The following is an 11,845-nucleotide window of genomic DNA, read 5'->3' as shown; positions in this document are numbered from 1 at the left end:
AGGCCGGGGCTTGGGGGGCGCCGCTCACGATGGGCAGGTTGGAGACGAACACCGTGCCATACTGGCTGGTGAAGGTAAGGGAGCCCGAGCCGCCCTGCTGCTGGGAGAAGCCGCCGATCTGGTGGTCGAGGCTGTCATAGACCGTCACCTGGCCGTTAAGGTCGATGGCGAGGCGGTGGGATCCCGGGAAATAGGCGTAGCGCACCGAGTTCTGCGCGCCGGTGCTGGCCGGCTGGCCAAGATCCGCCGGCCACCAGTTGAAGTTGCCCGAGGCGTCCGGCACGAACAGGCTGGACTGGTTGCCACCCATCCCCATCCCGCCGCCGCTCGACTGCCACTGCCCGCTGCCGAAATTCCCGCCGCCCTGGTTCTGGGACTGGAAGCTGCCGCTCTGGGTAAGGCCGGGCTGGCTGGCGACGAGGTTCGACAATTCGCTGCACAGGCCGTCCACGCGGCCCTTCAGGTAATTGTTGAACATGTCCGAGACCATGGTCATCCCGCCGCGCATCCACTGGCCGGATCCGCCGAACTCGGGATGGCTGAACTGGGCCATCGAGCCGTTGCCGGCGATCACCGAGAACAGCATGGAGGTGACGGCATCCGGGCTGAAGCCGGTGCGCTGGGAGATGGCGTTGATGGCCGCCTGGCCTTCGGGCGAGAGTTGAGGCATGAGGCTCCTGTTGTCGTTCGAACTGCGGGCGCAAGATCGCGCAAGCGTGTAGGCGCAAGCGCTTCTTCTACCACGGCTTGCGGACAGTTCTCCGACAGAATCCGCGGCGCGGGGCGGGGCACCCATGCAGCCAGCACGGAGCAGGGACCATGCCGACCGGATCGTTCGCCGGCTATTAACTGTGCCCGAACAGCCGGCCCTTCTCGGCCCACAGCACGAACACCAGCGCGATGGCGCCCAGCACCATATAGCCCAGGCTCAGGGGCAGCACCGTGCCGTCGAAGGCGCGGCCCACCACATAGCCGAGCACGGAGGCCATGAGGGTGGTGAAGCCGCCGATGAAGGAGGAGGCGGTTCCGGCCACCGAGCCCAGCGGCTCCATGGCCATGGAGTTGAAGTTCGGCACCGTGAGCGCGAACAGGAACTGCCCGGCCCCGACAAGGCCGCAGAACAGCAGCAGCGGCGGCTTTCCCCCATAGGCGAGGCTGGCGGCCACCATCATGGCGCCCACAGCGATGAAGCCGCAGATGCCACCGTGGGACAGCCGGCGCATGCCGATCCGCCGCACCAGGGCCGCGTTGGTGAAGGAGGCCACCGCCATGATGCCCGCCACCGCGGCGAACGCGACCGGGAACAGGTTGCCCAGCTTGTAGATATCGGTCTGGAACACCTGGGAGGCGGAGCCCACATAGGCCATCAGCGATCCCATCATCAGGCCGATGGCCACCGCATAGCCCGCCGTGCGCCGGGTGGTGAGGGTCAGCACCACCGCCTTGGCGATGGCCCGCAGCGAGAAGGGAATGCGATATTCCGGATGCAGCGTCTCCGGCATGCGCAGGCCGAACCAGATCAGCAGCGCCACCGCCAGCGTGAGCATGGCGATGAAGATGAGGTGCCAGGAGCCGAAGGCCAGGATCAGGCTGCCCAGCGCCGGCGCCAGGATGGGCACGGTGAGGAACACCATCATGGCGAGCGACATGATGCGCGCCATCTCGCGCCCCTCGAACCGGTCGCGCACGATGGCGATGGCGAGCACCCGCCCCGAGGCCGCACCCACGCCCTGGATGACGCGGGCCGCGATCAGCACCGTGAAATCGCGCGTGAACAGGGCCAGCAGCGTGCCCGCCGCATAGATGGCCAGGCCCGCGAACAGGATCGGCCGGCGCCCCACCACGTCGGAGATGGGGCCGTAGAGGAATTGCGCGACGCCGATGCCCAGCAAATAGGCATAGACCATCACCTGCACGTCGTTGGCGTTGGCGAGGGCGAAATCCTCGCGGATGGCGCCGAAGGCCGGCAGGAGGTTGTCGATGGAGAAGGCCGTCATGCCGATGAGCAGGGCGATGAGGGCGACGAACTCCACGAAGGCCGGACGTATGGGCGCCGTCGCCTTCGCCGGGATGGACGCGTTGCGGGGCGCGGGGGCGCGCTCGGGATGGGACATGAAACGCTCTGGCGTTGGGCGTGTCCCGCAACAGACACGGCTGTGAAATGCGGTGCGCGGGGAAGGGCGACCGGCAGGGGAGGACACAAGGGTGGACGACACATAGGCGATGGCGCCGGTCAGGAGAAGAGGCGCCCTCCGCTGACACCGAACCGTGTTTGCGCCGCGTCCTTTCGGCGCGGCGCGGGTTCGTGTATAAGCCCGCCTTCCGGCCCCGCGAACACAAGAGGAACGCTGGGGTTGGACCCGGCGCCGGACGAGCCGGCCCGGATTTTGAGAACATGGAGAGTGAAATGGTGACCCGCCCGCAATCCGCACCTGTCCCTGGCGCCGAGATGTCTCGCCGCGCCGAAGGCTGGCGTCCGGATAGCTGGCGATTTTATCCCGGCGTGCAGATGCCCAATTATCCGGACAAGGCAGAACTCGCCGAGGTGGAAGCCAAGCTTGCCTCCTACCCGCCCCTCGTCTTCGCCGGCGAGGCGCGCCGCCTGAAGTCGGAGATCGCCAAGGTCGCCCGCGGCGAAGCCTTCCTGCTGCAGGGCGGCGACTGCGCCGAGAGCTTCGACGAGCACTCGGCCGACAACATCCGCGATTTCTTCCGCGTCTTCCTGCAGATGGCGGTGGTGCTCTCGTTCTCCGGCGGCACGCCGGTGGTGAAGGTGGGCCGCATCGCCGGCCAGTTCGCCAAGCCCCGGTCCTCGGATACCGAGACCGAGAACGGCGTGACGCTGCCCAGCTACCGCGGCGACATCGTCAACGACATCGCCTTCACCCCCGAGGCGCGCGTTCCGGACCCGCGCCGGCAGATCGAGGCGTACCGCCAGTCGGCGGCGACGCTCAACCTGCTGCGCGCGTTCGCCAACGGCGGCTATGCCAACCTTGAGAACGCCCACCAGTGGATGCTGGGCTTCGTGAAGGACAGCCCCCAGTCCTCGCGCTACCAGGAGCTGGCGAACCGCATCACCGAGGCGCTCGACTTCATGCGCGCCTGCGGGATCAATCCGCAGAGCCACCCGGAAATGCGGACCACGGACTTCTTCACCAGCCACGAGGCGCTGCTGCTCGGCTACGAGCAGGCGCTGACCCGGGTGGATTCCACCTCGGGCGACTGGTACGCCACCTCCGGCCACCTGTTGTGGATCGGCGACCGCACCCGCCAGCCGGACCATGCGCATGTGGAGTATTTCCGCGGCATCCGCAATCCGATCGGCATCAAGTGCGGCCCCTCCATCACCGGCGACGGCCTCATCCGCCTTCTGGACATGCTGCAGCCCGACAATGAGCCGGGCCGCATCACCCTCATCTGCCGCTTCGGCGCCGACAAGGTGGGCGAATACCTGCCGGGCCTGATCCGCGCGGTGGAGAAGGAAGGGCGCGTGGTGGCGTGGTCGTGCGATCCCATGCACGGCAACACCATCAAGGCGGCGTCGGGCTACAAGACCCGGCCGTTCGAGCGCATCCAGTCGGAGATCCGCTCGTTCTTCGACATCCATGCGGCCGAGGGCACGTTTGCCGGCGGCGTGCATCTGGAGATGACGGGCAAGAACGTCACCGAATGCACCGGCGGCGCCCGCGCCATCTCGGACGAGGACCTGCGCGACCGCTACCACACCTATTGCGATCCGCGCCTCAACGCCGAGCAGGCCATCGAGACCGCCTTCCTGGTGGCCGAGCTGCTGAAGCGCGAGCGCCTCGCCCGCGGCCGCCCGGAGGTGGTGGCGGCGGAGTGATCCCCACGCGAGAGGGGCAGATATCGGGACGGCGGGCCTTGTGCCCGCCGTTTCCTTTTGCCTGCTCCGGGAGAGGGTGTCAGCCCGCCCCGCCCACCATGCCGTGCACGTCCGCAAACGCCCCCTCCGCCAGTTCCGCCACCAACAGGCGGGCGGCGTCCACGGGGCCGGGGAGCGTCACCCGGCCGACGGGCACGCGCTTGAAGCCGAAGCGGGCGTAGTATGGCTCGTCCCCCACCAGCACCACCAGGCCGTGGCCGGCCTCCTGCGCCGCCTTCAGCGCCACCTCCATCAGCCGCGCGCCAATGCCCACCGACTGGAACGGCGGCTCCACCGTGAGCGGGCCGAGCAGCAAAGCGGGCGTGGTGCCGATGCGCACCCGCGTCAGCCGCACCGAGCCCACCAGCATGTTGCCCACCCGTGCGGTGAAGGACAGCGCGCGCTCGTGCGGCGCCTGCTCGCGGATGCGGAAGGCGGTGCGGGCGAACCGGCCGGGGCCGAAGGTGCGTTCGTGCAGCTTGTCGATGTCGTGGTCGTCGGCCGCCGTCTCGACGGCGATGGACAGGGGAAGCTCGGTCATTCAGGGGCTCGTTTCGCGGGCAGGACGAAAGGCCCGCGAGAGAGCCGGAGGGATCACCAACCGGGTCGTCAGGCGGGCGGCAAGGCACGGGCGGTCGTGCGCACCGTGTCCTGTCGTCGTCGCTGAAGGCGGTTTACCATCACGTCCTGCACGAGAACATCTTCCTCGGGAGAGAGGCGCGCCGATACCACGGCCGTCGGGGAAGGTCCAGAGGGCGGGCTTCGATGCCCGCATGGCCGGGAACTGTCAGGCGCCGTAGATCCAGCCGTAGCGGTCGAGCAGGGCCGGGCCCTGGCGGCGCAGCACCAGGTCGCGGGCGATGCGGGGGGCGCCGGAGAGGTGGTAGATGATGCCGTTGCGCCGCGCCTCGCCCTGGATGCGCGCGGTGCGGGTGCGCCGCTCCGCCTCGTAGGTGCGCAGGGCGGTGGCGGCATCGCTCTCGCGGGTGAGCGCGCCGGCAAGGCTCACCGCATCCTCGATGGCCTGCGCCGCGCCCTGGGCGAGGAAGGGCAGCATGGCATGGGCGGCATCGCCCAGCAGCGTGACGCGGCCCGAACTCCAGCGGGGCAGGGGATCGATGTCGTAGAGGCCCCAGCACAGGAAATGGGGGGCGCTTTCCAGCAGCTTGCGCACCTCGCCGCTCCAGGAGGCGAAGGCGGCATGCACGGCGGCACTGTCGCCCGGCGCGTTCCAGCGGGCCACCGGCTCGGTCTGCTTGACGATGGCCACGAGGTTCAGCACCTCGCCGCCCTTCACCGGATAGACCACCAGATGGGCGTCGCGCCCGAGATAGAGCCGCACCTCCGGCGGGTGGCCGCCGGGCATCGGCACGGTGGCGCGAAACGCCAGCCGGCGGGCGAACACGGGCGGCGCCGACAGGCCGAGATGGGCGCGCACGGACGAGCGCACCCCATCGGCGCCCACAAGAATGTCCGCGCCATGGGCGATGAGGTTTTCGCCCTGCTTCACCACCGCCCGCACGCTGCCGAAGGCCGGCTCCACCGCGGTGAGATCCGCGCCCAGTGCGATGGCGCAGCCGGCCTCCTGCGCCGCCTCGGCGAGCAGGTTCTGCAGGTCGGCCCGGTGGACCACGAGGAAAGGCGCGCCGTAGCGGCTGGTGGCGGGGCCGTATTCGGCGCGGGTGAGGGGCGCGCCGCTGCGCCCGTCGCGCACCTCAAGGGCACGCGGGGCGACCGCCACCTGCTCAAGCCGGTTGAGCAGGCCGAAATCCCGCAGGATGCGCGTGGCGTTGGGGGTGAGCTGGAGGCCGGCGCCGACCTCCTTCAGCTTCCGCGCCTGTTCCACCACCTGCACGGCAAGGCCGGCGCGGGCGAGCGCGATGGCCGCCGCGAGCCCGCCGATTCCCGCGCCCACCACGACGGCGCTGCGCGCCGCGCGGACGGGCCTGGGCCGAAAGGGACTGGACCTGAAGGGAATGGGCTCGGCCATGGCGGCATCCGGCTCCGCACGGGGAGCCGGCGGATCAGCTTTCGGTCAGGCGGCGGTGGCCGCCGGGGTATCGTGCCACTCGCACTCTTCCGGCTTCGCCGCGCCGGCGGCAAGCGTCGGGTTGTAGCGATAAAGGGTGGAGCAATAGGGGCAGACCGCCTCGGTATCCCCGCCGAGGTCGATGAAGATGTGCGGATGGTCAAACGGCGGCTTGGCGCCGATGCACATGAATTCCTTGCTGCCCACCTCGATCAGGGTGACGCCGAGGTCGTTGCAGAAGTGGGGAATGCCGGTGTCCGCCATGGTTCCGCCCGTGTGCGTTCAAAAAAGCGCCGCGACCTTAGCGTCTGATGGGCGCCGGTGAAAGGCCCCGGTCCGCGGCAGATCGGCCAGGACCGCGGTTGCGGAAACGGGCGCCGCCTCGACGAACGGTTTTGTCGGGGTTATCCTGGCGGCAGGTGAAGAAGGGGGGGTCGTGTTCATGCAGCATTTCATGTCCGGCGCACCATCCCGTTTAAGGTTTGCCCGCGTCCGCTCTTCGTCCCGCGTCGTCTGCGGTCTTGCGCGCGGCCTGTTCCGGCGCACGCACCACACCGACGTCATTCCCCGACGCCCACGCCGCTAGCCCGGCTTTCTTTTCTGTGCGCGCAGTTTCCCCTCGCGCCGGCCTGCCTCCCGGCACCCGGCGGGGATGACGACGCCCGCCCGCCCTCCGTCTTACGTCCGCGGCGCGCTTCGTGCCGCCCTCTCTCCTTGTCCGAACCAGGGACCGGCCCTGGCGCATACCCTTGCGCGGCCGGAATCGTGTCATGTCGCTCTTTCAGACCCATAAGCGCGGGGTGTCCTTCCGCGCCGTTTTCGCCTTTCTCCTCGGCCATTGGCGGCAGCGGAAGGGCATCATCGCCGCCACCGCTACCGCCGTGCTCGTCGCCACGCTCGCGGAAGTGTTCGTGCCGCTGTTTGCCGGCCGGCTCATCGGCGCGCTTTCGGGCGCGGACCGGGAGGCGGCATGGCAGGCGGCGACGGCGGCCTTCCTCGCCATCGTGGCGCTCGGCGCGGTGATGGTCACCGCGCGGCACTTCACCTATTTCATCATCGTGCGGCTCACCCTGCGCATGATGTCGGATCTGGCGGCGGACGCCTTCGCCCGGGTCCAGCGCTTTTCGGCGGACTGGCATGCGAGCACGTTCGCCGGCTCCACCGTGCGCAAGATCTCGCGCGGCATGTGGTCCCTCGACGTGCTGCACGATACCCTGCTGGTGGCGCTGTTCCCGTCCGTGGTGGCGCTGGCCGGCTCGGCGATCCTGCTGGGCCTGCACTGGCCGGTGATGGGCCTGGTGGTGGCGGTGGGCGCGGTGGCCTTCGTGGCGCTGACGCTGGTGCTGTCGCTGAACTATGTGGCGCCGGCGGCCCGCCTCTCCAATGCCTGGGATACCCGCGTCGGCGGCGTGCTGGCCGATGCGGTGGGCTGCAACGCGGTGGTGAAGGGCTTCGGCGCCGAAGAGCGGGAGGAGGCGCGGCTCGACCGCGTGCTCGCCAAGTGGAACGGGCGCACCTATCGCACCTGGATGGCTGGCACCTGGGCCGGCACGGCGCAGCTGATGGCGCTGGTGGCGCTGCAGGCGTCCATCATCGGCACGGCGCTGATGCTGTGGCGGCAGGGCGCGGCCAGCGCGGGCGACATCGCCTATGTGCTCACCACCTACCTCGTCGTGCATTCCTACCTGCGCGACATCGGCATGCATGTGCACAATCTCCAGCGCTCGCTCAACGAGCTGGAGGAACTGGTGGAGATCCACCAGCAGCCCGTGGCCATCGCCGATGCCAGGGATGCCGTGCCGATCCGGGTGGAGGATGGACGCATCGCCTTCGAGCACGTCACCTTCCACTATCGCGGCCATGACAGGCCGCTGTTCGAGGACCTGAACGTCACCATCGACGGCGGCGAGCGGGTGGGCCTCGTGGGCCATTCCGGCTCGGGCAAGACCACGTTCGTGAAGCTGATCCAGCGCCTGCACGACGTGACCTCCGGCCGGGTGATCGTGGACGGGCAGGATGTGCGCGCGGTGACGCAGGCGTCGCTGCGCCGGGCCATCGCGGTGGTGCAGCAGGAGCCGGTCCTGTTCCATCGCTCGCTGATGGAGAACATCGCCTATGGCCGTCCCGACGCCTCCTTCGCGGAGATCCGGCGGGCGGCGGAGCTGGCCAATGCCTCCGGCTTCATCGAGCGCATGCCGCGCGGCTACGGCACGCTGGTGGGCGAGCGGGGGGTGAAGCTCTCCGGCGGCGAGCGCCAGCGCATCGCCATCGCCCGCGCCTTCCTCGCCGATGCGCGCATCCTGATCCTGGACGAGGCCACCTCCAGCCTCGATTCGGAATCGGAAGCCGCCATCCAGGAGGCCATGGAGCGGCTCATGGTGGGGCGCACCACCCTCGTCATTGCCCACCGGCTCTCGACGGTGCGCTCGCTTGATCGCCTGCTAGTGTTCGACCGGGGGCGGATCGTGGAGGAGGGCGACCACGATGCCCTGGTGCGGCGCGAGGGTGGCCTCTACCGCCGCCTGTTCGAGCGGCAGGCCATGGAACTGGCCCGCGGTCTCGCCGCGTGACACGGGAGGCGGCGCGATGGTGCCGCCTCCCGACTTGCCCCCCGCTTGCGGACAGTGAATCGAAGCATCCGGCCCTTTGCGCGGCCTTGCGAAGGCGCTACACCTATCTTGGCATATTGAATCCAGAAGAGGTGTGCGGTGCCGCTCATCGAGATGTCCGGGGAGCGTTTCCAGGTCGAAGTCACGGGTCCCGAAGGCGCGCCACCGCTCGTTCTGTCCCATTCCCTGGGCTGCACGCTGGGCATGTGGGACGAGGTGGCGCCCCTGTTCGCCCGCACCCGGCGCGTCATCCGCTACGACGCCCGCGGCCATGGCGCCAGCGCGGCGCCCGATCAGGTCTATGCCATGGGCGACCTGGGCCGCGACGTATTGGCGATCCTCGACCGGCTGGGCCTCGCGCACGCCGATTTCTGCGGCCTGTCCCTGGGCGGCATGGTGGGGCAGTGGCTGGCGCTGAACGCGCCCCAGCGCCTGACGCGGCTGGTGCTCGCCAACACCACCGCCCACGCCGGCCCGTCCCGCTTCTGGGACCAGCGCATCAAGGCGGTGCGCCGCGACGGCCTTGAGCCCATCGCCAATTCCGTCATCGACAGCTGGTTCACACCGCAGTTCCGCGCCACGGCGCCGGCGCGGGTGACCAGCGTGCGGGCCATGGTGACGGGCACCAGCCCTGCCGGCTACATGGGCACCAGCGCCGCCATGCGCGACATGGACTTCCGCCACGACCTCAAGGCCGTGCGCACGCAGACGCTGGTGATCGTCTCGGACGGCGACCGCTCGACGCCTGCGGCCTGGGGCGAGGCCATTGCCGCCGCCATCCCGGGCGCGAAGCTGGCGCGGCTGCCCGGTGGCCACCTCTCCGCCATCGAGCAGCCGGAGGCGTTCGTGCGCACGGTGGAAGGCTTCCTCGGCTGACATTCAGCCGACACCTGAGCCGGTGACATTCGCGCGCGCCTGTGGAACATGCGCGGCGGATGGACCGGGAGGACAGGATGGCGTCGCCGGAGACCGGGACCCACGATCATGACCACGAGAATGACCATGACCATGCCGGTGGCCACGCCCACGGCGACGGCGAACATGGTCACCCGGGGCTGGCGCACGCGGGCCACTCGCACGCGGAACACGGTCATTCAGGCCACGGCCAATCAGGTCACGGCCACGACCATGCCGTTCCCGATTCCCTGCGCGCCTTCGCCATCGGCGCGGGGCTGAATTTCGGCTTCGTCATCGTCGAGGTGATCTTCGGCCTCTATGCCGGCTCCCTCGCCCTGCTCGCCGATGCGGGGCACAATCTCTCCGACGTGCTCGGCCTGGTGCTCGCCTGGGGCGCGGCATGGCTCTCGCGGCGGGCGCCGACGCGGCTGCGCACCTACGGCTACGGGCGCTCCTCCATCCTCGCCGCCTTGGCCAATGCCATGATCCTGCTGCTGGGCACCGGCGGCATCATCCTGGAGGCCATCTCGCGCCTGTCGCAGCCCGAGCCGGTGCAGACCGGCATCGTCATGGTGGTGGCGCTCGTCGGCGTCGCGGTGAACATGGGCACGGCGCTGATGTTCATGGCCGGCCGCAAGGGCGACCTGAACGTGCGCGGCGCCTTCATCCACATGGTGGCCGATGGCGCCATCTCGCTGGGCGTGGTGGCGGCGGCGGGGGTGATCGCGCTCACCGGCTGGCTGTGGCTGGACCCGGTGGTGTCGCTCGTCATCGCGGTGGCCATCATCGTCGGCACCTGGGGCCTGCTGCGCGACAGCGTCAACCTTGCCATGGACATGGTACCGACGGGCGTCGATCCCGAACAGGTGGAAGCCTTCCTCGCCGCCCGTCCGGGGGTGCGCGAAGTGCACGACCTGCACATCTGGGGGCTCTCCACCACCTCGGTGGCGCTGTCCGCCCATCTGGTGCGGCCGGAGGCGGCGCTCGACGACGATTTCCTCAGCGAGACCTGCGCCGAACTCAAGGCGCGCTTCGGCATCGCCCACCCGGTGCTGCAGATCGAGCAGGGGCGGATGGCCTGCGCCCTCGCGCCAAGGGACGTGGTGTGATCAGGCGGCCTTCGCCACTCCTTCGTGGCTTCGCTCATGCGCCGCGCGGGCTTTTCAGGCGGCTTTTGCCGCCTTGAGCCCTTCCAGCGCTTCCTTGGCGATGGGCGAAAGGCCCTCGCCGCCATGGGCGATATGCTCGGCGATCTTGGAGCGCATGCGCGGGTCCCAGAACTTCTGGATGTGGATGCGCGTGGCCTCCACCGCCTCCGCGTGCTTCTGCGCCGAGAAGGCGGTCGCGATCTGGTTCGCCATGTAGACGAGCTTTTCAGCAGTGCTATGCGACATGGTTCTGCCGTTCCGGTGAGGGGAGCGCGATGCGCCCGGGATGGGTGAAGATCTCGAAGCCGTCCTGACGCACGATGGCGCACAGGGTGATGCCCGCCGCTTCCGCCGTGCGGATGGCCAGCGACGTCGGCGCCGAGACGGCGGCAATGACGCCCACCCCCAGCACGGCGGCCTTCTGCACCATCTCGATGGAGACGCGGCTGGTCAGGAGCAGGAGGCCGCGCGCGGTGTCGAAGCCGGCTTCCGCCGCCTTGCCCACCAGCTTGTCGAGGGCATTGTGCCGGCCCACGTCCTCGGCCAAAGCGAGGATGCCGCGGCCGGGCTCGAAATAGGCCGCCGCGTGCACCGCGCGGGTCTCATGGTTGAGGCTCTGGAGTGGGCCGAGGGTGGCCATGGCGTCGAGCAGCGTCGCCGGGGAGAAGTGGGTGTCCGCCGTCACCAGCGCCGCCGGCTTCACCGCCTCGGCAAGGCTCTCCACCCCGCACAGGCCGCAGCCGGTGGGGCCGGCCAGCGCCCGGCGCCGGGCGGAGAGATGCTTCATCTTCTCCTCGGCGATCCACATGCGCGCCTCGATGCCCTCGTCCACCACGATCACCTCGCGGGACAGGATCTCGGCGGCGGACGCAACGATGCCCTCGGTGAGGGCGAAGCCCAGGGCGAAGTCGGCGATGTCCGTGGGGCTCGCCATCATCACCGCGTGGGTGGTGCCGTTGAAGGTGAGGGCGACCGGCACTTCCTCGGGCACCGCGCGTTCGCCGGTGGACACCGCGCCGTCGCGCACCTGTACGCGCTCCACCCGCCGCGCCGGGGGCGGGGCGGGGAGGGCGGTGTCCGCCGGCAGCGGGCAGGTAGAGGGCGTTTCAGTCATCTCAAGGTTTCACATGGGAGCGGAGATCTGGTTCCGGAAGGGGTGAACTTCCCGCGAGCGAGACCTCTGCGAAAGTCCCCCTCCAGCCGGTTCAAAGTGCCGCTCCCTCTCCCCTTGCGGGAGAGGGGCGGGGTAAGGGGCTGTCTCTTATTCACATCTCCGAGC

Annotated in this window: 11 protein-coding genes; 4 read left to right on the top strand and 7 right to left on the bottom strand. The window is 69.5% G+C overall.

Annotated features, from left to right (window positions below):
* On the bottom strand, positions 1-670 hold a 670-nt coding region (locus K9U41_RS18785), incomplete at its 3' end, for an SHOCT domain-containing protein (protein ID WP_282642397.1).
* Between the two features lie 175 nt (positions 671-845).
* A complete protein-coding gene (locus tag K9U41_RS18780) occupies positions 846-2,114 on the bottom strand; it encodes a multidrug effflux MFS transporter (RefSeq protein WP_282642396.1) in 1,269 nt (422 codons plus the stop codon).
* A 335-nt stretch (positions 2,115-2,449) separates the two neighbouring features.
* On the opposite strand from K9U41_RS18780, the gene K9U41_RS18775 reads away from it, so the two are divergent.
* A complete protein-coding gene (locus tag K9U41_RS18775; protein ID WP_282642395.1) occupies positions 2,450-3,844 on the top strand; it encodes a class II 3-deoxy-7-phosphoheptulonate synthase in 1,395 nt (464 codons plus the stop codon).
* Positions 3,845-3,923: 79 nt separating this feature from the next.
* Here the strand turns inward: K9U41_RS18775 and K9U41_RS18770 are convergent, their stop codons facing one another.
* From K9U41_RS18770 to K9U41_RS18760, 3 genes are all read right to left on the bottom strand, one after another.
* Positions 3,924-4,424, bottom strand: a complete 501-nt coding sequence (locus K9U41_RS18770) for a GNAT family N-acetyltransferase (protein ID WP_282642394.1) — start codon at positions 4,422-4,424, stop codon at positions 3,924-3,926.
* Positions 4,425-4,670: 246 nt separating this feature from the next.
* Positions 4,671-5,873 (bottom strand): FAD-dependent monooxygenase, encoded by a 1,203-nt coding sequence (locus K9U41_RS18765; protein WP_282642393.1) that lies wholly within the window; start codon positions 5,871-5,873, stop codon positions 4,671-4,673.
* A gap of 45 nt (positions 5,874-5,918) precedes the next feature.
* Complete coding sequence (locus K9U41_RS18760) at positions 5,919-6,176, bottom strand: zinc-finger domain-containing protein (protein ID WP_282642392.1); 258 nt, start codon at positions 6,174-6,176, stop codon at positions 5,919-5,921.
* Positions 6,177-6,682: 506 nt separating this feature from the next.
* Between K9U41_RS18760 and K9U41_RS18755 the strand changes: the two genes are divergently transcribed.
* The 3 genes from K9U41_RS18755 (at position 6,683) to K9U41_RS18745 (ending at position 10,527) form a co-directional block, all read left to right on the top strand.
* The gene (locus tag K9U41_RS18755; RefSeq protein ID WP_282642391.1) at positions 6,683-8,482 is read left to right on the top strand and encodes an ABC transporter ATP-binding protein; all 1,800 of its coding nucleotides are present in this window, start codon (positions 6,683-6,685) and stop codon (positions 8,480-8,482) included.
* Positions 8,483-8,620: 138 nt separating this feature from the next.
* Positions 8,621-9,397 carry a 3-oxoadipate enol-lactonase gene (pcaD, locus tag K9U41_RS18750; RefSeq protein WP_282642390.1) on the top strand — a complete coding sequence of 259 codons (777 nt, stop codon included), beginning with the start codon at positions 8,621-8,623 and terminating at the stop codon, positions 9,395-9,397.
* A 77-nt stretch (positions 9,398-9,474) separates the two neighbouring features.
* Complete coding sequence (locus K9U41_RS18745; RefSeq protein WP_282642389.1) at positions 9,475-10,527, top strand: cation diffusion facilitator family transporter; 1,053 nt, start codon at positions 9,475-9,477, stop codon at positions 10,525-10,527.
* Between the two features lie 54 nt (positions 10,528-10,581).
* On the opposite strand, the gene K9U41_RS18740 is transcribed toward K9U41_RS18745, so the two are convergent.
* Positions 10,582-10,812 carry a formate dehydrogenase subunit delta gene (locus K9U41_RS18740; RefSeq protein WP_282642388.1) on the bottom strand — a complete coding sequence of 77 codons (231 nt, stop codon included), beginning with the start codon at positions 10,810-10,812 and terminating at the stop codon, positions 10,582-10,584.
* Complete coding sequence (fdhD, locus tag K9U41_RS18735) at positions 10,802-11,680, bottom strand: formate dehydrogenase accessory sulfurtransferase FdhD (RefSeq protein WP_282642387.1); 879 nt, start codon at positions 11,678-11,680, stop codon at positions 10,802-10,804. The genes K9U41_RS18740 and fdhD overlap by 11 nt, the downstream gene beginning before the upstream one ends.
* Between the last annotated feature and the right edge of the window lie 165 nt (positions 11,681-11,845).

It is taken from the genome of Xanthobacter autotrophicus (assembly GCF_029991245.1).
GTDB lineage: Bacteria > Pseudomonadota > Alphaproteobacteria > Rhizobiales > Xanthobacteraceae > Xanthobacter > Xanthobacter autotrophicus_C.
This window is presented reverse-complemented; position numbering and strand designations above follow the sequence as displayed.